The organism is Prauserella cavernicola, assembly GCF_016595675.1.
Classification (GTDB): Bacteria; Actinomycetota; Actinomycetes; order Mycobacteriales; family Pseudonocardiaceae; genus Prauserella_A; species Prauserella_A cavernicola.
The window spans coordinates 70,930-94,354 of record NZ_JAENJH010000002.1; the positions used below are offsets into that span (position 1 = coordinate 70,930).

Here is a 23,425-nt window from a genome sequence, read left to right on the forward strand (position 1 = left end):
CGAAAGGGCCCCGCAGCTTCAAGCTGCGGGGCCCTGTCCGTCGTGCCTTAACGGAAGTCGCGACCGAAGTCGTAGTCGTCCAGCGGCACAGCGGCACCGGTACCCGTACCGAACACGTCCGGGGTGTAATAGCCGTCGTCGTAGGACGGGATCGCGTACGCGGCGACCCTGGCCTCCTCGGTCGGCTGCACCTGGATGTTGCGGTAGCGGTTGATGCCCGTACCGGCCGGGATCAGCTTACCGATGATCACGTTCTCCTTGAGGCCCACGAGCTTGTCGCTGCGGCCGTTGATCGCCGCGTCGGTCAGGACACGCGTGGTCTCCTGGAACGACGCCGCCGACAGCCACGAGTCCGTGGTCAGCGAGGCCTTCGTGATACCCATCAGCACCGGACGTCCCGAAGCCGGGTCGCCGCCCTCGGCCACCGCGTGCCGGTTGACCTGCTCGAAGCGCGTGCGCTCGGGCAGCTCGCCGGGCAGGAACTCGGTGGCACCGGAGTCGATGATCGTCACGCGGCGCAGCATCTGCCGCACGATGACCTCGATGTGCTTGTCGTGGATCGACACACCCTGCGCCCGGTACACCTTCTGGACCTCGTCCACCAGGTGCATCTGGGCCTCGCGCGGGCCCATCACACGCAGCACCTCGTGCGGGTCCGGCGTGCCCTCGAGCAGCAGCTGGCCGACGGCGACGTGGTCACCATCCGCCAGCGGGCCGTTCGGGCCGACCGCGAGCCGCTGCCGCTTGGACAGCTTGTCGAAGATGATCTCTTCGCTGCCGTCGTCCGGGATCAGCGTGATCTTCCAGAACCGCTCGCTCTCCTCGATGCGCACGCGGCCATCGACGTCGGCGATCGGCGCCTTGCCCTTCGGGACACGGGCCTCGAAGAGCTCGGTCACACGGGGCAGACCGGTCGTGATGTCGTCACCGGCGACACCACCCTGGTGGAACGTACGCATCGTCAGCTGCGTACCGGGCTCACCGATCGACTGCGCGGCGACGATACCCACGGCCTCGCCGACGTCGACCAGCTTGCCGGTCGCCATCGAGCGGCCGTAGCAGGTCGCACACACACCCTGAGCCGACTCGCAGGTGAGCACGCTGCGCACCTTGACCTTGGTGATGCTGCTCGAGATCAGCTTCTCGATCGCCGGGTCACCCATGTCGTCGCCCGCGTTGAGCACCACGTTGCCCTGCGCATCGACGGCGTCGGTCGCGAGGCAACGGGCGTAGGCGCTGGTCTCGACGTGCTGGGACCGCACAACCCTGCCGTCGCCGAGGTCCTCGCCGATCACCATGTTGATGCCGCGGCTGGTGGTGCAGTTGGTCTCGCGAACGATGACGTCCTGCGACACGTCCACCAGACGACGGGTCAGGTAACCCGAGTCGGCGGTCCTCAGCGCGGTGTCGGCCAGACCCTTCCTGGCACCGTGCGTGGCGATGAAGTACTCCGCCACCGACAGGCCCTCACGGAAGTTCGACTTGATCGGGCGCGGGATGTACTCACCCTTCGGGTTGGACACCAGACCACGCATTCCGGCCAGCGACCGGACCTGGGTCATGTTGCCCGCCGCACCGGACTTCACGATCATCGAGATCGGGTTGTCGTCGGGGAAGTGCTCCTCCATGACCTTGGCGACGTCTTCCGTCGCCTGGCCCCACACCTTGACGAGCTCGTTGTTGCGCTCGGCGTGCGAGAGCTGGCCACGCTGGTAGCGCTTCTCCACCTGCGACGCCCTGGCCTCGTACTGGTCCAGGATCTCCTTCTTCTCCGGCGGCACGAGCACGTCGGAGATGGCGACCGTGACACCGGAACGCGTGGCCCAGTGGAAACCGGCGTCCTTGAGCCGGTCCAGGGTCTGCGCGACCTGCGTCATCGAGTACCGCTCGGCGAGGTCGTTCACGATGACCGCCTGCCGCTTCTTGGGCAGGGGCTCGTTGACGAACGGGTAGTCGGCGGGCAGCAGCTCGTTGAAGAGCACGCGGCCGAGAGTGGTCTCGGCGAGCCAGGTCTGACCGGGCTCCCAACCGTTCTCGCGCAGCGTGGCCTCGTCGGCCTTCGGCGGCTGGCGGTCCTTGACGCGGATCTTCACCGGCGCGTGCAGACCGACCTGCTTCATGTCGAACGCCATGATGGCCTCGGCCACCGAGGAGTACGCCTGGCCGGTGCCCTTGGCGTTCTCGTCCAGCCTGGTCAGGTGGAACAGGCCGGTGACCATGTCCAGACGCGGCATGGCCAGCGGACGACCCGACGCGGGCGACAGGATGTTGTTGGCCGAGAGCATCAGGATGCGGGCCTCGGCCTGCGCCTCCGCGGACAGCGGGAGGTGCACGGCCATCTGGTCACCGTCGAAGTCGGCGTTGAACGCCTCGCAGACCAGCGGGTGCAGCTGGATGGCCTTGCCTTCCACCAGCTGCGGCTCGAAGGCCTGGATACCGAGGCGGTGCAGCGTCGGAGCACGGTTGAGCAGCACCGGGTGGCCGTTGATGACCTCTTCCAGCACGTCCCACACCTGCGGCTTGGCCCGCTCCACCATGCGCTTCGCGGACTTGATGTTCTGCGCGTGGTTGAGGTCGACCAGCCGCTTCATGACGAACGGCTTGAACAGCTCGAGCGCCATGTCCTTCGGCAGACCGCACTGGTGCAGCTTCAGCTGCGGACCGACGATGATGACCGAACGGCCCGAGTAGTCGACACGCTTACCGAGCAGGTTCTGACGGAACCGGCCCTGCTTGCCCTTGAGCAGGTCGGACAGCGACTTGAGCGGGCGGTTACCGGGACCGGTCACCGGGCGGCCGCGGCGGCCGTTGTCGAACAGCGCGTCGACGGCCTCCTGCAGCATCCGCTTCTCGTTGTTGACGATGATCTCGGGAGCGCCGAGGTCGATCAGTCGCTTGAGGCGGTTGTTGCGGTTGATGACGCGGCGGTACAGGTCGTTGAGGTCCGACGTGGCGAAGCGGCCACCGTCGAGCTGCACCATCGGCCGCAGCTCCGGCGGGATCACCGGGACGGCGTCGAGCACCATGCCACGCGGGTCGTTGCCCGTGGCCTGGAAGGCCGCGACGACCTTGAGCCGCTTGAGGGCGCGGAGCTTCTTCTGCCCCTTGCCGCTGCGGATGGTCTCGCGCAGCGACTCGGCCTCGGCGTCGACGTCGAACTCGGTGGCCAGCTTCTGGATGGCCTCCGCGCCCATGCCGCCGGTGAAGTACTCGCCGTAGCGGTCGATCAGCTCGCGGTAGAGCAGCTCGTCGACGATCAGCTGACGCGGCTCGAGCTTGGTGAACGTGGACCAGACCTCCTCGAGGCGGTCCAGCTCACGCTGGGCCCGGTCGCGGAGCTGGCGCATCTCGCGCTCGCCGCCCTCCTTGACCTTGCGGCGGACGTCGGCCTTCGCGCCCTCGCCCTCCAGCTCGGCGAGGTCGGCCTCGAGCTTCTGCGCCCGCGCCTCGATGTCGGAGTCGCGCTTGGCCTCGACGTTCTTGCGCTCGACGCTGATCTCGTTCTCGAGCGTCGGCTGGTCGTTGTGCCGCAGCTCGGTGTTCACGCCCGTGATCACGTAGGCCGCGAAGTAGATGATCTTCTCGAGGTCCTTCGGCGCCAGGTCCAGCAGGTAGCCGAGGCGCGAGGGAACACCCTTGAAGTACCAGATGTGGGTGACCGGGGCGGCCAGCTCGATGTGGCCCATCCGCTCACGACGCACCTTGGCGCGAGTGACCTCGACACCACAGCGCTCACAGATGATGCCCTTGAAGCGGACCCGCTTGTACTTGCCGCAGTAGCATTCCCAGTCGCGGGTCGGACCGAAGATCTTCTCGCAGAAGAGCCCGTCCTTCTCCGGCTTCAGGGTGCGGTAGTTGATGGTCTCCGGCTTCTTGACCTCACCGAAGGACCACTGACGGATGTCGTCGGCGGTGGCCAGCCCGATCCGGAGCTCATCGAAGAAATTGACGTCCAGCACGTCCTTGCATCCCCTTGGGGTTGATTCGGCTAGAGGAGTCGGCTACCCGGGGCGGGGGCACGCGGGAGGTGTGCCCCCGCCCGGGCGGCTGGGTCATTGCACGACGTCGTCCACGGAAGGCGACTCGTTGCGGGACAGGTTGATGCCGAGGTTCGCAGCTGCGCGCTCGAGGTCCTCGTCGTCGGAGTCGCGCATCTCGATGGCGGCCCCGTCGCTGGAGAGCACCTCGACGTTGAGGCACAGCGACTGCAGTTCCTTCAACAGCACCTTGAAGGACTCCGGGATACCCGGCGACGGCATGTTCTCGCCCTTGACGATCGCCTCGTAGACCTTCACGCGGCCGAGCACGTCGTCGGACTTGATGGTGAGCAGCTCCTGCAGCGTGTACGCCGCGCCGTAGGCCTGCATCGCCCAGCACTCCATCTCACCGAAGCGCTGGCCACCGAACTGCGCCTTACCACCCAGCGGCTGCTGCGTGATCATGGAGTACGGACCCGTCGAACGGGCGTGGATCTTGTCGTCCACCATGTGGTGCAGCTTCAGGATGTACATGTAGCCGACCGACACCGGGTACGGGAACGGCTCGCCGGAACGGCCGTCCAGCAGTGTCGCCTTGCCCTCCGGGCCGACCATGCGGTCGCCGTCACGGTTCGGCTTGGTGCAGGAGAGCAGGCCCATGAGCTCCTGCTCCTTGGCACCGTCGAACACCGGGGTGGCGGTGTTCGTGCCGGGGTCGACGTCCCGCAGCTCCTCGGAGAGGTTCGCCGCCCAGTCGGGGCTCCCCTCGACCTGCCAGCCCTGCGAGGCCAGCCAGCCGAGGTGCAGCTCGAGGATCTGGCCGATGTTCATACGACGCGGCACACCGTGCGTGTTCAGCACGACGTCGACCGGGGTCCCGTCCTCGAGGAACGGCATGTCCTCGACCGGCAGGATCTTGCCGATGACGCCCTTGTTGCCGTGCCGGCCCGCGAGCTTGTCGCCGTCCTGCACCTTGCTCTTCTTCGCCACGTAGACGCGAACGAGCTCGTTGACGCCCGGGGGCAGCTCGTCGTCGTCCTCGCGGGAGAACACGCGGATGCCGATGACCTTGCCGGTCTCACCGTGCGGCACCTTGAGCGAGGTGTCGCGGACCTCGCGCGCCTTCTCACCGAAGATCGCGCGGAGCAGACGCTCCTCCGGGGTCAGCTCGGTCTCGCCCTTCGGCGTGACCTTGCCGACCAGGATGTCGCCGTCGCGGACCTCGGCACCGATGCGGATGATGCCGCGCTCGTCGAGGTCGGCCAGCACGTCCTCGGAGACGTTCGGGATGTCCCGCGTGATCTCCTCGGCACCCAGCTTGGTGTCGCGGGCGTCGATCTCGTGCTCCTCGATGTGGATCGAGGTGAGCACGTCGTCCTGGACGAGCCGCTGCGAGATGACGATGGCGTCCTCGTAGTTGTGGCCCTCCCACGGCATGACCGCCACGAGCAGGTTCTTGCCGAGCGCCATCTCACCGTCGTCGGTGGACGGGCCGTCGGCGATGACCTGGCCCTTCTCGACCCGGTCGCCCTCGCTGACCACCGGACGGTGGTTGAAGCAGGTGCCGGCGTTGGTGCGACGGAACTTGTAGAGGCCGTAGCTCTTCCGCGTGCCGTCGTCGTGCATGACGGTGACCATGTCGGCCGAGAGCTCCTCGACCACACCGGCCTGCTCGGCGACGAGCACGTCACCGGCGTCGACGGCGGCGGTCAGCTCGACGCCCGTACCGACCAGCGGCGACTCGTTGCGCAGCAGCGGCACAGCCTGACGCTGCATGTTCGCGCCCATCAGAGCGCGGTTGGCGTCGTCGTGCTCGAGGAACGGGATCATGCCGGTGGCGACCGACACCATCTGCCGCGGCGAGACGTCCATGTAGTCGATCTCGAGCGGGTCGATCAGCTCGACCTCGCCGCCCTTGCGACGACCCAGCACCGACTCCTCGACGAAGTGACCGTCGTCGGTCAGCGGCGCGTTGGCCTGCGCCTTGACGAAGCGGTCCTCCTCGTCGGCGGTCAGGTAGTCGACCTGGTCGGTGACCCGGCCCTCGACGACCTTCCGGTACGGCGTCTCGATGAAGCCGAACGGGTTGACCCGCGCGTAGGAGCACAGCGAGCCGATCAGACCGATGTTCGGGCCTTCCGGCGTCTCGATCGGGCACATGCGGCCGTAGTGGCTGGGGTGCACGTCGCGGACGTCCATGCCGGCACGCTCACGGGACAGACCGCCGGGGCCCAGCGCCGAGAGACGGCGCTTGTGGGTCAGGCCCGACAGCGGGTTGTTCTGGTCCATGAACTGCGACAGCTGGGAGGTTCCGAAGAACTCCTTGATCGCGGCGACGACCGGGCGGATGTTGATCAGGGTCTGCGGCGTGATCGCCTCGACGTCCTGGGTCGTCATCCGCTCGCGGACCACGCGCTCCATGCGGGAGAGGCCGACCCGGATCTGGTTCTGGATCAGCTCACCCACGGTGCGCAGGCGGCGGTTGCCGAAGTGGTCGATGTCGTCGGTCTCGACCGGCACCTCGGTCTCGCCCGGCTTCATCTCCTCCTCGCCCGCGTGCAGGCGGACGAGGTACTCGATGGTGGTGACGATGTCCTCTTCGGTGAGGGTGCCGCTGTCGTACGGCAGGTCGAGGCCGAGCTTCTTGTTGATCTTGTACCGGCCGACCTTGGCGAGGTCGTAGCGCTTGTCCTTGAAGAACAGGTTCTCCAGGAGGGTCTGAGCGCTCTCCTTCGTCGGCGGCTCACCCGGACGCAGCTTGCGGTAGATGTCGAGCAGCGCCTCGTCGGTGCCGGCCGTGTGGTCCTTCTCGAGGGTCGCGAGCAGCGTCTCCGAGAAGGAGAAGCGCTCCCGGATCGCCTCGGTGGTCCAGCCGAGCGCCTTCAGCAGCACGGTGACCGGCTGACGACGCTTGCGGTCGATCCGGACCCCGACCGTGTCGCGCTTGTCGACGTCGAACTCGAGCCACGCACCACGGCTCGGGATGATCTTGACGCTGAAGACGTCCTTGTCGGTCGTCTTGTCGATGGTCTGGTCGAAGTACACACCCGGCGAACGGACGAGCTGCGAGACCACGACGCGCTCGGTGCCGTTGATGACGAAAGTGCCCTTGTCGGTCATCACGGGGAAGTCGCCCATGAAGACCGTCTGGCTCTTGATCTCACCGGTGTTGTTGTTGACGAACTCCGCGGTGACGAACAACGGCGCCGCGTAGGTCATGTCCTTGTCCTTGCACTCCTCGACGGAGGCCTTCACCTCGTCGAAGCGAGGGTCGGAGAAGGACAGGGACATCGAACCGGAGAAGTCCTCGATCGGGGAGATCTCGTTGAGGACCTCCTCGAGACCACCGGCGGGGTTCTCCTCGCCCTCTTCGACGGCGCGTTCGAACCACGCCTCCGAGCCGGTAAACCATTCGAAAGACCGGATCTGCACGTCGAGCAGGTTCGGAGTACTCAGCGGCTCGCGGATCTTCGCGAAAGAGACTCGCTTGGGTGCTCCTGGAATTCCGGTTGACTCCCGAGTCGCGTTGGTCGCAGCAGTGGCCTGGTTCGCGGGAGAGACTGCCAAGATGCGTCCTTCCGGGGACATAGCGGTATGAGCAGCCGCGTTAGCAACTAGCAACACGTACTGTCAAGGGTGCGGTGTTGCCGACCATCCTAGCCACCGCAGCCGGGCAGCCTGAAAGTGGGCAGCGCAAAGAAGCAGTTTAGCCCCGAAGACGACTCTTGTCGAGGGGGCGCGCCCGACGGGGCCCAGCCTCATTGGCCGTCTCCTGGCTCGCCTCCCGCAAGGCTCGCCGTTGCCAGTAAGCGTGAACCCCCGGGGACTCTGAGTCAAGCGCCCACGCACTCTTGCCATCGGTTGGCGCAGCAAGGGTTGTCCGCACACCTGCTCAGCTCGTTGCCTGGTCGAGCGGCGGTTGTCCCGGCCGTCGAGGCGACCGGCCGCGACACCTCCGTCGGCGCCCCGAAGATCACCGGGGCACCGGGTGAGACGGACCTGAACGCACCGCTGGGCGGTGTCAGTTCCCCTCCGGCGGCTGTCCCTCGCCGCCCTGCTGCTCGCCCTGCTGGCCCTGCTCACCCTGCGGCGCCGGGGTCGGCTGACCGGACGTGTAGGTGTTCATGTCGGTCACCTTCCACTCCCCGTCGCGCTTCTCCGTGGTGAGCCACAGCGCGGCGCCGCCGGTGGAGTTCTGGTTGTCCGCCGCGCGCACCGCGGTCTGGTCGATGTAGACCATGACCTTCGCGCGGTCGTCGTCGAGCATCACGACGGCGCTGCGCGTGGCGTTCACCGTGACCACCAGCTGCTGCTCGGGGGCCAGCCGCTTGAGCTCGCCCATGAACTTCTCGTACTGCTGCCGGACCTCGTCGTTGACCAGCAGCTCGTCCGCGGCCTTCTCGTTCTTGGGGATGTCGTTGTAGTCGACGGAGAACAGCCGTTCGGCCGCCGAGCTCATCGCCTGCTTGACCTGCCCGGTGCCCGCGACGTCGATCAACGCGACGTTCTCGGTCTGCGCGGACGCGTCGCTCTGCCGCAGCTGGAAGAACACCGCGAGCGCCGCGAACAGCAGACCGACCACCAGCAGCACGCCCACCAGCGCGTAGGAGTTGCGGAAGCGGCCCTCGCGCTTGGAGTCCTGTTCCTGGTCGGCCGGGGCCTCGGGGTCCGGCGTCACGTCGTCTTCGGAGACGGGCTTCGGCGCGCCCGTGTCCCGGGCCTTGCGGCGCGGTCCAGGTCGCGCGCTCTCAGTCTGTTCCTCGTCGTCGAGCCGCTCCGGGGCCGTCTCAGCCGACTCAGCGGCCTCAGGAGCGGCAGCGGCGGCGTCCTTGGTGTCCGTAGCGCCCTCGGTGCGCTCGGACGCCTCGGGCTCGGCGAGCGCGGTGTCCTGGTCCGTTGCCTCCGGTTCGGCGGCACCGGTGTCCTCGACCTCAGTGCCCTCCGATTCGGCCGACTCGCGCTCCGGGTCGGCGACGGCGGCGTCCTCGGCCTCGGGGCTCTCCGGCTCGGCGACAGCCTCGGTGGCCTCCGCGGCCTCGGTGGCGTCCGGGCCTTCCGGCTCGGTGGTCTCGGGCTCGCCGTGCGGCCTCGGGCCGGGCGACGGTGCCCCCGGCTTGCGCAGACCGGCGACGCGCGGCCGCCGGGAAGGCTGCGCCGAGCGGGGAAGACGGCGGGAACCTGACACGACTGACTCCGATCCTGCTGTTGCGCTTACTGGCTGGTGGCCGCGACCGGCACGTCGCCGACCTGCGCGACCTTCCAGACCTGCTCGCCGTTGTCGTCGACCCGGATCAGCTGAACCTCGAGGCGCAGCGTCTTGGTGCCCTGCTCCTCACCACGCGTCACCTGGGTGCTCACCGTGGCGAGCGCGGTGGCCTTGCCCTCGCGTTCGTTGAGCTCGTCGACGGCGACGTCCTGCACCGTGGAGACCACCTTGGTGCCGGCGTCCGCGATCGCCTTGCGGTAGGTCTGCTCGGCTTCGGTGATCTGCGCCTTGAAGTCCTCGGTGGCCATCGACTTCTGCCGGTTGAAGTACTCGTCGAGGTTCTCGTGGTCCACCTCGGTGAAGGCGGTGACCGCCTGGCCCGCCACGCGCACGGCGTCCTCGCGCGAGGACGCGATGTCTGCGTTGTCGCCGGACGAGGCTGCCCACCACATGATCCCGAAGACAACGGCCACGACGAACGCGGCCGCGGCGAACGCGGCACTGCCGAACACCAGCCACCTCGGCGGGCGCGCCGACGTCGGATCGTCGGACGCGACCGCCCAGGGGTTCGTGGCCTTCTCGTCGGGCTCCTGCTCAGGCGCCTCGGCGTCGACCCGTGTCTGTTCCGGCTCGTCCGAAGTCATAGCGCTCCAGGGTAGGTCGGGGGTGTGTGGTCTGGATCAACCCGGCAGGCCGACCAGCTGTCCGAGGCTGGTGATGCTCAGTCCGGGGCTGCCCGCGACGCCGGGAACGCCGCGCAGCGAGGCCAGCTCCTCCTCGTCGCGGGTGGAGTTCTGCTGCACCTGCTCCTCGCTCGGGGCCACGGGAACGCCGTTGAACGGCGCGTTCTGCGAGCCACGCACGCTGATCGGACTGCCTGCGGGCTCGGCGCAGTACGCGTCGTCCTTGGGCGGGCGCTCGCTCGTCTCGTTGCCGGGCCGGTACTCCTCCGGCGGCAGGTAACCCTTGGTGCACGACGGCGGATTGAACAGGTTCAGCGCGAGGCCGAGGTGAGCCGTGCCGTCGCCGGGCGCCACGGTGAACGCGCCGGTGGACACCATGGGATAGGACACCAGCGCCTGCTCGATCCCGTCGAGCCGGGTGACGAGGATGTTCGACGTCGTCAGCAGGTTGGCCACGAGTGTGCTCAGGCCAGGACCCGTCTCGGCCAGTACCTCGCTGACCTGCGTGGACACCTGGGGCGTGATGTCGATCAGCTTGCGGATGTCGCCGTCGGAATTCTTGAGCGTCTCCGACAGTGACGCGAGATCGCTGCTGAACGAGCGCAGCGAGCCCGACATCTCGTTCTGGGTGTTCAGCACGATGCCGCCCTGTTCCAGCAGCTCCACCGTCTGCGGCAGGTACTCCCTGGCGACCTTCGTGAAGTCGCGCGTGGTGTCCATCAGCACCTGCAGGTCCTGGCCGGTGCCGTTGAAGGCGTCGTAGGACTCGTCCACCACGGTGCGCAGCGAGTCGGTGGGCACCGAGGAGGCGAGGCTGTTCAGGTCGCCGATCACCTTCTCCGTCGGCACCGGGGTGCGCGCCTTGTCGGCCGGGATCACGGCACCGTCCTCGAGGAACGGGCCGTGCTCGTTGACCGGCTGCAGGTCCACGTACTGCTCACCGACCGCCGAGCGGTTGGCGACCAGCGCGTGCAGCTGGCTCGGCACCTGCGGCGCCTCCGGCTCGATCTCCAGGTTCGCCTGCAGGCCGGTCTCGGTGAGGCTGAGCTGGCCGACCCTGCCGATGTTGTAGCCGCGGTAGGTCACCTCGGCGCCGGTGAAGATGCCGCCGGACTCGTCGAGCTGCAGCTTCACGGTGTAGCCGCCCTCGCCGAAGACCTTCTCGACGTCGGTGAAGCGCACGAGCGCGTAGCCGATCGCCAGCACCGAGATGATCCCGAAGGCGATGAGCTGGATCCTCGTCCTGCGTACCAGCATCAGCCCGCACCTCCCGAGAGCACGTCGAAGATCCCCTGCACGCCGGTGCGCTGCTGCGGCGGCTGCTCGCCAGGCGCCTGCTGCGGGGTGCTCATCGGCTCCGAACCGGGCACGGGCAGCGGTGGTGGCGCGTTCTCCGGCGTGCCCTCGCGCCCGCTGGTCAGGTCACCGACGATCGGGATGTCCTGCAGCGGGTTCTGCCTGCTGCGGCCCAGGTTGGCGAGCACCTCGCCGAGGTTGAGGTCGATGGTGGCGTAGAGGTTGAAGTAGTCGCCCTTGGCGCCGTCGACGGCCGCGTCGCTGAACGGGTAGGTGAGCAGCAGCTCGAGCGCCTTCGGCAGGTCGGAGCCCGCCTCACCGAGCTTCTGCAACGTCGGCTGCAGCGCCTGCAGGTTCGCCACCAGGTCCTCCTGGCTCGCGTTCACGGTGTCCACCGCGACGCCGGAGAGCCCGTCGAGCGCCTGCAACATCGTCACGAGCTGGCCCCGCTGCTGCTCGAGCACCTGCAGGCCCGGGCCGAGGTCCTCGATCGCGCCCGCGATCTGGTCCTTCTGCGAGTTCAGCGTGGAGGACAGGCGGTTGAGCCCGTCGAGCGCGCGCGTGATGTCGCCCGACTGCGCGTCGAGCGTGCGGACCAGTTCCTCCGCGTTGTTCAGCAGCGCGCGGAGGTTGGGAGAGTTGCCCTCGAGGGTGTTGTTGAGCTCCTTGGTGATGACGTTGAGCTGCTCGACGCCGCCGCCGTTGAGCAGCATCGACAGCGCACCGAGCACCTCCTCGACCTCGACGTTGCGGTTGGTGCGCGACACCGGGATCAGGTCGCCGTCGGCGAGCGAGGCCTGCGCGGGCGCCTCGGTGGGCGTGGTGAGCTCGACGTACTTCTCGCCGAGCAGGCTGGACTGGCGCAGGTTCGCGATCGCGTTGGCCGGCAGCTCGACGTCGCCGTTGACGAGCACGGTGACCTCGGCGGTCCAGCCGTTCTCGGCGAGGCCGACGTTCTCGACCTGGCCCACCGCCACCTCGTTGACCCGCACGCCCGACTGCGGCACGAGGTCGAGCACGTCGCGGAACTGCACCTTGACGCGGTACGGGTTGTCCCCGAGGTCGGCGCCGCCGGGCAGCGGCACGTCGTAGATGCCGCTGAACCCGCAGCCCGACACGGCGAGCAGCGCCGCCGCCGACACGGCGGTCAGGCTCTTGCGCCAGCGCATCACTGCCCACCTCCCGAGCTCAGCAGCTGGTCGGTCAGCGGCACCGGCAACGGCGGCAGCTGTCCCTGGTTCAGCGCGTTCACCGACTGCGCGAGCGAGGGCACCGGCAGCGTGCCGTCGAGCAGCGGGGCGACCTCCCCGCACAGGTCGCCGAGCGCGTCCAGCGCGTCCGGCGTCTGCTTGAGGAAGCCACAGATCATCGCGATCGGCGGCTGTGTCAGCTCGTTGAGGTTGGCGCGCGCGTCGAGCGTTCCCGACGAGGCGTTGTAGGTGTTGGTCAGGTTGCTCAGCGCCAGCGGCGCGATGTCCAGCGTCTCCGCGAGTGCGGCCCGCTGGTCCACGAGCACCCTGGTGACGCTGGCGAGCTTGTCGACGTTGGACTTCACGCGGTCGCGGTTGTCCTCGACGAAGTCGCGGACGGTGTAGAGCGTGGTGCCGAGCTGCTGCACGGTGGCCGCGAGGTTGTCCTTCTCCCCCTCGAGGAACGAGCTGACGTCGGCGAGCTGCGTCTCGAACTCGCGCACCTGGCCGTCACTGTCGGCCAGCGTCCTGGAGAGCTTGGCCAGGTTCTCGACGGTCTGGAACAGGTCGCCCGAGTTGCCGGAGAGCGTGCCTGCCGCCTGGCTGAGCCTGTTGATCGTGTCGCCGAGCGCCTTGCCGTTGCCGTCCAGGTTGTCGGAGAGCGTGTCGAGCAGGTTCGACAGCGAGCCGTCGGCGTTGGCGCCGTTCGGGCCGAGCGATTCCGAGACGCGGCTCAGGCTCTCGTTGAGCTCGTCGACCTCGAGCGGCACGGCGGTGCGGTTGAGCGGGATCGTGTCGCCGTCGTCGAGCGTGGGGCCGCCGGTGTAGGCCGGCCCGAACTGGACGTAGCGGTCGGACACCAGCGACGGCGCGACGATCACGGCCTGCGCGTCGGCGGGGATCGACACGGCGCGGTCGTAGGTCATCTCGACCTTGACGCGCTCTCCCTGCGGTTCGACGCCGGTGACCTCGCCCATCTCGACGCCGAGCACGCGCACGCTGTTGCCGACGTAGAGGCCGACCGAACTCGAGAAGTACGCCGTCGCGTGCTTCTGGCCCGCGTCCTTGAGCGTCCACCACAGGGCGCCGGCCACCACGAGTCCGAGGACGCACGCGATCGTGAGGCCACGCACGAGGCTCTGTCCGAAGCGGGTGTCGGTCATTGCGCGTTGCACCCCTCTTCGTTCAGCGGGCCGACCGACGGCAGCAGCAGTCCGCAGATGTAGTTGTCGAACCAGCGGCCGTTGCCGATCGTGTTGTTGAAGACCCGGATGAAGGGCGCGAACCGGCGGATGCCTTCGGACAGCGAGTCCTGGTTGCGCTGCAGCATCGCCGTGAGCTGGTCGAGCTGGGTCAGCACGGGATCGAGCTGGCCGCGGTTGTCGTCGACGAGGCCCTGCAGTTCGGTGGCCAGTGCCTGGCTGCCCTGCAGCAGCGACGAGATCGCCTGCTGCCGCCTGGACAGCTCGTCGAGCAGCAGGTTGCCGTCCTCGATGAGCCTCGTCAGCTCGGCGTCGCGGTCGGCCAGCGTCTGACTCACCTGCCGGGTGTTGGACAGCAGGGTCGACAGCTGCTGGTCGCGCGAGGCGATGGTGTCGGAGAGCTGCGAGAGCCCGTTGAGCGCGCCGCGCACGTCGTCCGGGGTGTCCGCAAACGTTTCCGACAGCACGTCGAAGCTCTGCGCGAGCTGGTCGGTGTCGATCTCGTCCACGGTCTGTGAGAGCCCGCGGAAGGCCTCGAGCACGTCGTACGGCGCGACCGTGCGCTCGCGCGGGATGGTCTGCGCCGGGTCGAGCGTGTTCTCGCCGAGCGGGTCGAGCGCCACGTACTTCTGGCCGAGCAGGGTCTTGATCTTGATCGCCGCACTGGTGCGATCGCCCAGCCACGCGTCCTTGACCTTGAACGACACCCGCACCCGGTCGCCTGCCAGCTCGACGTCGGTGACCTTGCCGACCTTGACCCCGGCGACGCGGACCTCGTCGTCGGCCTGCAGACCCGCGGCCTCGCTGAAGTCGGCGGTGTAGGTGGTGCCCCCGCCGATGATCGGCAGGTCGTCGGAGTTCAGCGCCGCCACAGTGCCCAGCACCATGAGCACGATGCCGACGATCGCGATGGGGATCGGGTTGCGCTTCTGGAAGCTCTTCATGGCGAGATGCACCGCTCCCTGCTCACGGGCGCGACCGGCACGTCGACCGGCGCGGACATCAGACCCGGGATCTGCACGCTGCCCTCGGCCGAGCAGAGGAAGAAGTTGAACCACGAGCCGTAGTCCGCGGTCGCGGACAGCCTGGTGACCTTCTCGGGCAGGAAACGGATGAAGTGCTCCACGATGGGTTCGCTGTCGTTCAGGTTCCCCGCGAGCGCGCCGAGCGCCTCGATATCGGCCTTCAACGGCGCCCTCGCCTCGTCCAGCAGACCCGACGTGGTCTCGGTGAGCTCGCCCAGCGACTCGATCGCGTCGCCGATGGGCTCGCGGTCGCCGGCCAGTCCCGACACGAACTGCTGCAGCCGCACGATGAGGTCCGACAGCTGAGGGGTGCGCTCGTTGACGGTGGTCAGCACGCTGTTGAGGTTGTCGATGACCTCACCGATCACCTGGTCCTTCTCGGCGAGCGTCGTGGTGAGCGACGCCGTGTGCGCGAGCAGGCTCTCGACGGTGCCGCCCTCGCCCTGCAGGACCTGGATGATCTCGAACGAGAGCTTGTTGGTGTCCTCGGGCGACAGCGCACGGAACAGCGGCTTGAAGCCGTTGAACAGCTCGGTCAGGTCCAGCGCGGGCCTGGTGCGTTCCACCGGGATGTTGTCGCCGGGCGCGAGCTTCCCTCCCGGCTCACCGTTGCCCTGGTCGAGCGAGACGTAGCGCTGGCCGACGAGGTTGCGGAACTTGATCGTCGCCGTGACACCCGCGGGCAGCGTGCGGCCCGAGTCGACCTCGAACTCCACCTCCGCCTGCCTGCGGTCGACGATCCGGACGTCGCTGACCTGGCCGACCCGCACGCCCGCGATGCGCACGTCGTCGCCTGCCAGCAGCATCGCGGCGTCGGTGAAGCGCGCCGTGTAGGCGTTGGTCTTGGTCAGGTTCACGTTCGCGATGCTGATGCCGAGGACCGCGGTGAAGACCACGGTGACCACGATGAAGATGATCAGCTTCGTCAGCGGAGCTGCCAGTCCCCTCATTCGACGGTCACCTCCGCGCCCCGGTACGCGGGCGCGACGAGGAGCGAGCCCCAGCCCGGCACGTCGCTCGCCTCCATCCCGAGCTCCGGCCCGATGAGCTTCGACAGCAGCGCGTACTCGCCGGGCGTGTTGGCCGGGTTGCCACCCGCGGTGGTGCCGTTGCCGTTGTAGCCGCCCGCGTTGGCCGCGTTGTTGGCCGGGTTCAGCCCGTCGTTCTGCGTGCGCGCGGGCGGCGGAGCCTCAGTGCCGTCCACGAGCGGCCCGTCCGGCGGGTACTGCGGGAACGGCTCCGGGTACTCGTCCATCGCGTAGCAGCGCGGCCCGCGCTTGTCGCCGTAGACCGGCTCGTCCTGGCCCGGCTCGTAGGGACCGCGGTTGGTGGTGATCTCGATGGTCGCGTGCAGGCCGGGCTGATCGGTGCCCTTGCCGAGCGCCTCGTCGATGCGCGGCAGCAGGTCGGCCATCTGCCCGATGAAGCACGGGTACTCCGGCGAGTACTCGGCGAGCAGTTCGGCCGTGGGCCGCGCGGTCTCGCCGAGGCTGATGAGGTTCGCGGAGTTGGCCTCCAGGAACGACCGCAGGTCCGTGGAGGCGGTGGTGAGCGTTCCGTAGAGGGTCTGCAGGTTCTGTTCCTGGTCCACCACGGTGCGGCTCGTGGTCCGCAGGTTGTCGAGCGTGCGCACCAGATCCGGCGCCGCCACGTTGAGGTTGTCCGAGAACTCCGCGAGCTCACGCAGGTTCTGCTGCAACGCGGGCAGGTGCGGGTTGAGCTCGCCGACGTAGGCGCCCAACTCGGACAGCGTCGCGCCCAGTTGTTCTCCCCTGCCCTGCAACGCTGTCGAGATCGCGGTGAGCGTGCTCGAGAGCTTCTGCGGCTGCACCGCCTGCAGCACCGGCATCAGGTTCTCGAGCGCCTGCTCCAGCTCGATGGCACTGGACGTGCGGTCCTGCGGGATGACGTCGCCGTCGCGCAGCGCCTGCGGCGAGGCCTGCTGCGGGATCTCCAACGACACGAACCGCTCGCCGAACAACGTCTTGGGCAGGAACCTCGCGGAGACGTTGCTCGGCACGAGCGGCGCCTGCTGCGGGTCGAGGTGCAGCGTCAGCTGGGAGCCCGACTCGGTCGGCGAGATGTCGGCGACGCTGCCGACGATCAGCCCGCGCACCTTGACGTCGGAGTTCTCCGCGAGCTGGTTGCCGATGGTCTCGGCCTCGAGCGTCACGCTCACGAACTTGGTGAAGCTCTTGTTGTAGATCGCGATGCTCAGGTAGACCCCACCGACGAGCACGGCGATGAGCAGCAGACCCAGCAGCCTGCGGCGCAACGTGACCATGGCGGCGCCCCTCATCCCGCGATCCTCACCGTCGTGTCGGTGCCCCAGATGGCGAAGCCGATGAAGAAGTTCACCACGGCGACGGTGACGATCGACAGCCGCACGGCCCGGCCCACCGCGACACCGACGCCGGCGGGGCCGCCGGAGGCCCGGTAGCCGTAGTAGCAGTGCGTCAGGATGATCAGCACGCTGAAGATCAGCACCTTCAGGAACGAGTAGAAGACGTCCTGCGGTGGTAGGAACATGTCGAAGTAGTGGTCGTAGGTACCCGCCGATTGGTCGTAGATGTAGATGACGACCAGCCGCGACGCGAGGTAGGAACTCAGCAGCCCGATCACGTACAGCGGGATCACCGCGACGAACCCGGCGATGATCCGCGTGGTCACCAGGTACGGCAGGCTCGGCACGCCCATCACCTCGAGCGCGTCGATCTCCTCGGAGATCCGCATGGCGCCCAGCTGCGCGGTGAACCCGGCACCGACCGTCGCCGACAGCGCGAGCCCGGCCACCAGCGGCGCGATCTCACGGGTGTTGAAGAACGACGTGAGGAACCCGGTGAACGCCGACGTGCCGATGGAGTTCAGCGCCGAGAAGCCCTGCAGGCCCACGAGCACACCGGTGAACAACGTGAGGCCGACCATCACGCCCACCGTGCCGCCGATGACGGCGAGCGAGCCCGAGCCGAAGCTCACCTCGGCGAGCAGGCGCAGGACTTCCTTGGTGTAGCGCCGGATCGTCCTCGGTGCCCACGCGAGCGCGCGCAGGTAGAACGACATCTGGTCGCCGAGCGTGTCGAGCGTCTCGAGTGGACGGTTCGCGAGCTTCTTCGCGTTCTGGGAGAAGGGCATCGGCTAGTCCAACTTCGCAGGAACGACCTGCAGATAGATCAGCGTGATCACGAAGTTGACCACGAACAGGAGCAGGAACGTGATGACGACGGACTGGTTGACGGCGTCCCCGACGCCCTTCGGCCCCGGTGGCGGGTTCAGCCCCCGGTAGGCGGCGACCACCGCAGCGATGAAGCCGAAGATCAGTGCTTTCAGCTCACCCACCCACAGATCGGGTAGCTGGGCGAGCGCGGAGAAACTCGCGAGGTAGGCGCCGGGTGTGCCGTCCTGGAGCACGACGTTGAAGAAGTAGCCGCCGAGCACGCCGATGACGCTGACCATGCCGTTGAGCAGTACCGCCACGAGCATGCAGGCGAGCACCCTCGGCACGACGAGCCGCTGGATCGCGGACACGCCCAGCACTTCCATCGCGTCGATCTCCTCGCGGATGGTGCGGGCACCGATGTCGGCGCAGATCGCCGAACCTCCCGCCCCCGCCACAAGTAGCGCGGTGACCAGCGGACTCGCCTGTTGCACCGTGGCGAGCACGCTGCCCGCGCCGGTGTAGGACTGCGCACCCAGCTGCTTGGCCAGCGACCCGAACTGCAGCGAGATGACGGCGCCGAACGGGATCGCGACCAGCGCCGTCGGCAGGATCGTGACGCTCGCGATGAACCACGACTGCTGGATGAACTCCCGCAGCTGGAAAGGCCGCTGGAAGATGCCGCGGGCCACATCGAGGCCGAGCGCGAACAACTTCCCGGTCTCCCGCAGCATCCCCGCGCCGGGAATCTTGGCCGAGGAGGCCCGAGAACTCATGAACGTCCTTGCTGCGGTGGTGGGGGCATCCGCTGGGCGTCGGAACTCTGGTTCGACTGCGGCTCACGCCAGCCCGAACCGGGCACCGTGGCGACGTCGTCGACGGGCAGCTGACCGCGCTGCGACGTCGTCACCGAGTGGCCGCCGACGCCGTAGTGCACGCGCTCCTCCGGCGTGAGCGACTCGATGATCCCCTCCTGCGCGGCGGGCGGCAGGGTGTGCAGGATCCGCATCACGCGGTCCTTGCGGCGGCGCACGCCGGTGCGCTCCGGCAGCCCGGGAGTGGGCTGGAGCTGCGGGACGACGCCGCGGACGTCGTCGGTGGAACCGTCGTGGTGCCCGGCGTCGGCCTGCGCCTGCTCGAGCGCCATCTGCGCCTGGTCCTTCTCCTCGGACATGCCGATCGGACCGAGCCTGCGGCCGTTGAGGAACTGCTCGACGACGGGCTCGTCACTGGTCAGCAGCACCTCGCGCGGGCCGAACATCACGAGCTCCTTGCGAAAGAGCATTCCGATGTTGTCGGGCACAGTGCGCGCGACGTTGATGTTGTGGGTGACGATCAGGATCGTGGCGTCGATCTGCGCGTTGAGGTCGATCAACAGCTGCGAGAGGTAGGCCGTGCGCACGGGGTCCAGACCGGAGTCCGGCTCGTCGCACAGGATGATCTCGGGGTCCAGCACCAGCGCCCTGGCCAGCCCGGCCCGCTTGCGCATACCACCGGAGATCTCACCGGGGAGCTTCTTCTCCGCACCGGCTAGACCGGTCATCTCGAGCTTCTCCAGCACGATGCGCCGGATCTCGGTCTCCGACTTCTTCGTGTGCTCCCGCAGCGGGAACGCCACGTTGTCGTAGAGGTTCATCGAACCGAACAGCGCACCGTCCTGGAACAGCACGCCGAAGAGCTTGCGGGTCTCGTAGAGCTTGCTCTCCGAGCACCTGACGATGTCCACGCCGTTGATCACGCACTTGCCGCGGTCGGGCTTGAGCAGGCCGATCATCGACTTGAGGAACACGGACTTGCCGGTACCCGACGGTCCCAGCATCACCGACACCTCGCCGGGCGGCAGGTTCAGCGTCACATCCCGCCAGATGGCCTGCTTACCGAAGGACTTGGTCAAGCCCTCGATGACCACCTCGGCACCCATCGCACCTCCCGGAGCCCATTCGCGGCAGCACGCCCCGAAACTTGCGTCACCCACATGCAACGAGTTGGGAGCACACAGGTTACTCACCAGTTCTGGTCGGCGAGACACGACCGCGACCGGCAAGAGTGGGAGCAAGGTAGCGCACGGTCGTTGTAGATGCACGAAAAGGGCGGGCACCCGGTGACCGGATGCCCGCCCTTTTTCAGCTCCGTGGAGCTACAAGATCACTTGACGGAGATCTTGGCGCCGGCGGCCTCGAGCTTCTCCTTGGCGGCGTCGGCGGCCTCCTTGTCGACCTTCTCGAGCAGCGGCTTCGGGGCGCCCTCGACGAGCTCCTTGGCCTCCTTCAGGCCCAGGCCCGAAACGATCTCGCGGACGACCTTGATGACCTGGATCTTCTTGTCACCGGCACCCTCGAGGATGACGTCGAACTCGTCCTTCTCCTCCTCGGCGGGGGCAGCGGCAGCGGCACCCGGGGCGGCGACGACGGCAGCCGGGGCGGCCGCGGTGACGTCGAAGGTCTCCTCGAACTGCTTCACGAACTCCGAGAGCTCGAGGAGCGTGAGCTCCTTGAAAGCGTCGAGCAGTTCGTCGGTGCTCAGCTTCGCCATGGTGGCGTTCCTTCCTTGTTACGACTCGCTGGTCGGGGGTGGTTGTCGGTCAGCTCTCGGCAGCTTCGGCAGCGCCATCGCCGGACTCGGACTCGGACTTGCGCTTCTCCTCGAGCGCGACGGCCAGGCGGGCGACCTGGGACGCCGGCGCCTGGAACAGCGCGGCGGCCTGGGACAGCTTCGCCTTGAACGCGCCCGCCGCCTTCGCGAGGAGCACCTCACGGCTGTCGAGATCGGCGAGCTGCTCGATCTCGGAGACCGTGAGCGGGCGGCCATCCATGTAGCCGCCCTTGATGACGAGGGCGCTGTGGTCCTTTGCGAAGTTCTTCAGTGCCTTCGCGGCGTCGACCGCTTCACCCTCGACGAAGGCGATAGCGGTCGGACCGACGAACAGCTCGTCGAGACCCTCGATGCCAGCGTCCTCGGCGGCACGCTTGACGAGGGTGTTCTTCGCGACCCGGTACTTGGCGGTGTCGCCGAGAGCGCGGCGCAGCTCACTGAGCTGGGACACGGAGAGGCCGGTGTACTCGGTGACAACGGTTGCCGAGCTGTTGCGGAACCTGTCCGCGATCTCGGCGACGGCCGCCACCTTGTCGGGCTTCGCCATGGTCGCCTCCTCTCTGGGCTAGGTGACCACTGGCGGGAGCCCGGACCCCCAACACGACAAAACGCCCCGGCGCAGCAGGCGCGGGGCGTCGATACACACTCGTGTGCGGCGATTCCTCGTCCTCCTGCGCAGGCCGTCCGCCATGTTGCGGACCTTCGTTTCCAGAGCGAGTGCCCGGAAAGACCAGCGGTCTTCGGTAGAACCGTCGACCAATATACGACAGCGCCCACGCGCCGTGACCAGCACCCCCTCCGACCGGGCGCGCAGCCCGGTGTCGCGGCCAGGGACCACATACCGTGCGCAAGCAGGCATCATGGGTCACGTGGTGGAGCAGCGACCTGACGGACAGCCCGGCCCCGACGAGGGCAGGGCCGCCGAACCCGCGCCCGGATCGGACCTCCAGCCGGTACAGCCGGCGCATCCCGTCGAACCCGTGCAACCACCACAGCAGCCTCAGGAGCCCGATCCGGAACAGCTGCGCCAGTTCCAGCAGTTCCAACAGTTCCAGGAGTTCCTGAAGTTCCAGCAGAGCCAGCAGCAGGGCGGCGAACTGGTCCCCGGACAGCAGCAGCAACCCGTGCCCCACACCCAGCACCACCCGGCACCCGCCGCAACACAGCAACTCGTCCAGCAGCCGCCGCAGCCTCCCCAACGACCCAAGGTCCCCGGCTGGCTGCGCTGGCTCGGCAAGAAGATCATCGGCTGGCTGATCTTCTTCCTGCTCCTCGCACTGGCCCTGACGTGGGCGTACAACCACTTCTTCGGCTCCGACGAGGGAGACAGCACCGAGTCCGCGGCGAAGATGGGTGGCGGGACCTACCGCACCAACGAACTGCTGTCCGACGAACCGTACGAGGCGGTGCGCCAGGTCTACGACGCCATCGCCCAGGTCGACCCGACCACCGACGAACCCCTGGTGGCCGAGGCCTGCGGCCGGTTCGACGAGCCCGTCCAGCAGTCGTTCGGCGAGCACCTCGGCTACCGCGACTGCCGACAGGCGGTACTGGCACTGAACAAGGAGGTCACGCACGTCAACGACTACGCCGAGTCGATCTACCCGCAGCCCTACGGCGGGGGCGCGACAACCGTCCGAATCGACTCGTGCGACTTCGCCATCAAGGGCGGACCTGCGCTCGGAACCTTCATCGTGACCAAACAGGACTACGCCGACCAGTGGCTCATCACCGGCCACGAACGCGGTCCCGTCACCTGCTCCCCGCCGACGTCGAATTGAGCGTCTGCAACGAAAGCTGCACGACAAAAGGGGCGGCCACCCGAATCGGGTGACCGCCCCTTTGTAGCTCGTCGCGAGCCTTACGCGTTGGTGTCCTCCGACAGGAGGTCACGCGTGCGCGCCGGGTCCACCGGGATGCCCGGGCCCATCGTGGTGCTGAAGGTGATCTTCTGGACGTAGCGGCCCTTCGCGGCCGACGGCTTCGACCGCAGCACCTCGTCGAGGGCGGCGGCGTAGTTCTCCACCAGCTTCTCGGTGTCGAACGAGGCCTTGCCGATCACCATGTGCAGGTTGGCCTGCTTGTCGACGCGGAAGCTGACCTTGCCGCCCTTGATGTCGGCGACGGCCTTGGCGACCGCGGGGGTCACCGTGCCGGTCTTCGGGTTCGGCATCAGGCCACGCGGGCCGAGGATGCGGGCCACTCGGCCGACCTTCGCCATCTGGTCCGGTGTCGCGATCGCGGCATCGAAGTCGAGCCAGCCACCCTGGATGCGCTCGATCAAGTCGTCGGAGCCAACCGCGTCAGCGCCTGCGGCCTCGGCCTCAGCGGCCTTGTCGCCGATGGCGAAAACAATGACGCGGACGGTCTTACCCGTTCCGTGCGGCAGGTTCACGGTGCCGCGGACCATCTGGTCGGCCTTGCGAGGGTCGACACCGAGTCGCATGGCGACCTCGACGGTGGCGTCCATCTTGATCTTGGAGGTCTCCTTGGCGAGCTTCGCGGCCTCGAGCGGCGCGTACAGCCTGCTCTTGTCGATCAGCTCGGAGGCCTCGCGGTAGGCCTTGCTGCGCTTGGTCATGCTCTGTCCTTCGAATCTTGGAGTGGATCAGTCGTGGTGCGGGCCAGCGCCTGGCCCTTCCACACGTGGAGCGCTCGGCTCAGTCGACGACGGTGAGGCCCATCGACCGGGCGGTGCCGGCGATGATCTTGGCGGCCTGGTCCGTGTCGTGGGCGTTGAGGTCGCTCTTCTTCGTCTCGGCGATCTCGCGCACCTGGTCCATGGTCACCTTGCCGACCTTGGTCTTGTGCGGCTCGCCGGAGCCCTTCTCGATCCCGGCGGCCTTCAGCAGCAGCTTCGCGGCCGGCGGGGTCTTGAGCTTGAAGTCGAACGAGCGGTCCTCGAACACGGAGATCTCGACCGGCACGACATTGCCGCGCTGCGACTCGGTGGCCGCGTTGTAGGCCTTGCAGAACTCCATGATGTTGACGCCGTGCTGACCGAGCGCGGGACCAACGGGCGGCGCCGGGTTCGCGGCACCCGCCTGGATCTGCAGCTTGATGATCGCTGCAAGCTTCTTCTTCTTGGGTGGCATTCCTG

Annotated in this window: 18 protein-coding genes; 1 reads left to right on the forward strand and 17 read right to left on the reverse strand. The window is 67.8% G+C overall.

The annotated features are described in order from the left end of the window. Positions 1-47: 47 nt before the first annotated feature. The 15 genes from JHE00_RS06900 to rplJ all read right to left on the reverse strand — a co-directional run bounded on the left by JHE00_RS06900 (position 48) and on the right by rplJ (position 20,872). A complete protein-coding gene (locus JHE00_RS06900) occupies positions 48-3,959 on the reverse strand; it encodes a DNA-directed RNA polymerase subunit beta' (RefSeq protein WP_200316016.1) in 3,912 nt (1,303 codons plus the stop codon). A gap of 93 nt (positions 3,960-4,052) precedes the next feature. After that, entirely contained in the window at positions 4,053-7,544 is a 3,492-nt protein-coding gene (gene rpoB, locus JHE00_RS06905; RefSeq protein ID WP_200316018.1) for a DNA-directed RNA polymerase subunit beta, read from the reverse strand. 454 nt (positions 7,545-7,998) lie between these two features. Beyond that, on the reverse strand, positions 7,999-9,162 hold the full coding sequence (locus tag JHE00_RS06910) for a hypothetical protein (RefSeq protein ID WP_200316020.1): 1,164 nt from the start codon (positions 9,160-9,162) through the stop codon (positions 7,999-8,001). A gap of 26 nt (positions 9,163-9,188) precedes the next feature. Further along, entirely contained in the window at positions 9,189-9,827 is a 639-nt protein-coding gene (locus JHE00_RS06915) for a hypothetical protein (protein WP_230423152.1), read from the reverse strand. A 36-nt stretch (positions 9,828-9,863) separates the two neighbouring features. After that, positions 9,864-11,123 carry an MCE family protein gene (locus tag JHE00_RS06920; protein WP_200316022.1) on the reverse strand — a complete coding sequence of 420 codons (1,260 nt, stop codon included), beginning with the start codon at positions 11,121-11,123 and terminating at the stop codon, positions 9,864-9,866. After that, positions 11,123-12,331 carry an MCE family protein gene (locus JHE00_RS06925; RefSeq protein WP_200316024.1) on the reverse strand — a complete coding sequence of 403 codons (1,209 nt, stop codon included), beginning with the start codon at positions 12,329-12,331 and terminating at the stop codon, positions 11,123-11,125. The genes JHE00_RS06920 and JHE00_RS06925 overlap by 1 nt, the downstream gene beginning before the upstream one ends. After that, the gene (locus JHE00_RS06930) at positions 12,331-13,515 is read right to left on the reverse strand and encodes an MCE family protein (protein WP_200316026.1); all 1,185 of its coding nucleotides are present in this window, start codon (positions 13,513-13,515) and stop codon (positions 12,331-12,333) included. The genes JHE00_RS06925 and JHE00_RS06930 overlap by 1 nt, the downstream gene beginning before the upstream one ends. After that, positions 13,512-14,498 (reverse strand): MCE family protein, encoded by a 987-nt coding sequence (locus tag JHE00_RS06935; RefSeq protein ID WP_200316028.1) that lies wholly within the window; start codon positions 14,496-14,498, stop codon positions 13,512-13,514. Before JHE00_RS06935 ends, JHE00_RS06930 begins: the two co-directional genes overlap by 4 nt. Beyond that, positions 14,495-15,529: an MCE family protein gene (locus tag JHE00_RS06940; protein WP_200316030.1), complete on the reverse strand. Its 1,035-nt coding sequence runs from the start codon at positions 15,527-15,529 to the stop codon at positions 14,495-14,497. Before JHE00_RS06940 ends, JHE00_RS06935 begins: the two co-directional genes overlap by 4 nt. Next, a complete protein-coding gene (locus tag JHE00_RS06945; protein ID WP_200316032.1) occupies positions 15,526-16,878 on the reverse strand; it encodes an MCE family protein in 1,353 nt (450 codons plus the stop codon). The genes JHE00_RS06940 and JHE00_RS06945 overlap by 4 nt, the downstream gene beginning before the upstream one ends. Then, on the reverse strand, positions 16,875-17,711 hold the full coding sequence (locus JHE00_RS06950; protein WP_200316034.1) for an MlaE family ABC transporter permease: 837 nt from the start codon (positions 17,709-17,711) through the stop codon (positions 16,875-16,877). Before JHE00_RS06950 ends, JHE00_RS06945 begins: the two co-directional genes overlap by 4 nt. 3 nt (positions 17,712-17,714) lie before the next feature. After that, on the reverse strand, positions 17,715-18,509 hold the full coding sequence (locus JHE00_RS06955) for an MlaE family ABC transporter permease (RefSeq protein WP_200316036.1): 795 nt from the start codon (positions 18,507-18,509) through the stop codon (positions 17,715-17,717). Beyond that, positions 18,506-19,654: an ABC transporter ATP-binding protein gene (locus tag JHE00_RS06960; protein WP_200316038.1), complete on the reverse strand. Its 1,149-nt coding sequence runs from the start codon at positions 19,652-19,654 to the stop codon at positions 18,506-18,508. Before JHE00_RS06960 ends, JHE00_RS06955 begins: the two co-directional genes overlap by 4 nt. Before the next feature lie 224 nt (positions 19,655-19,878). Further along, positions 19,879-20,265 (reverse strand): 50S ribosomal protein L7/L12, encoded by a 387-nt coding sequence (gene rplL / locus JHE00_RS06965; RefSeq protein ID WP_200316040.1) that lies wholly within the window; start codon positions 20,263-20,265, stop codon positions 19,879-19,881. 49 nt (positions 20,266-20,314) lie between these two features. Beyond that, a complete protein-coding gene (gene rplJ, locus JHE00_RS06970; protein ID WP_200316042.1) occupies positions 20,315-20,872 on the reverse strand; it encodes a 50S ribosomal protein L10 in 558 nt (185 codons plus the stop codon). 313 nt (positions 20,873-21,185) lie between these two features. On the opposite strand from rplJ, the gene JHE00_RS06975 reads away from it, so the two are divergent. Continuing rightward, positions 21,186-22,106: a hypothetical protein gene (locus tag JHE00_RS06975; protein WP_200316044.1), complete on the forward strand. Its 921-nt coding sequence runs from the start codon at positions 21,186-21,188 to the stop codon at positions 22,104-22,106. 80 nt (positions 22,107-22,186) lie between these two features. Here JHE00_RS06975 and rplA read toward each other — a convergent pair whose 3' ends face one another. Then, positions 22,187-22,906 carry a 50S ribosomal protein L1 gene (gene rplA, locus JHE00_RS06980; protein ID WP_200316046.1) on the reverse strand — a complete coding sequence of 240 codons (720 nt, stop codon included), beginning with the start codon at positions 22,904-22,906 and terminating at the stop codon, positions 22,187-22,189. A gap of 79 nt (positions 22,907-22,985) precedes the next feature. Further along, on the reverse strand, positions 22,986-23,420 hold the full coding sequence (gene rplK, locus JHE00_RS06985; protein ID WP_200316048.1) for a 50S ribosomal protein L11: 435 nt from the start codon (positions 23,418-23,420) through the stop codon (positions 22,986-22,988). Positions 23,421-23,425 lie beyond the last annotated feature (5 nt).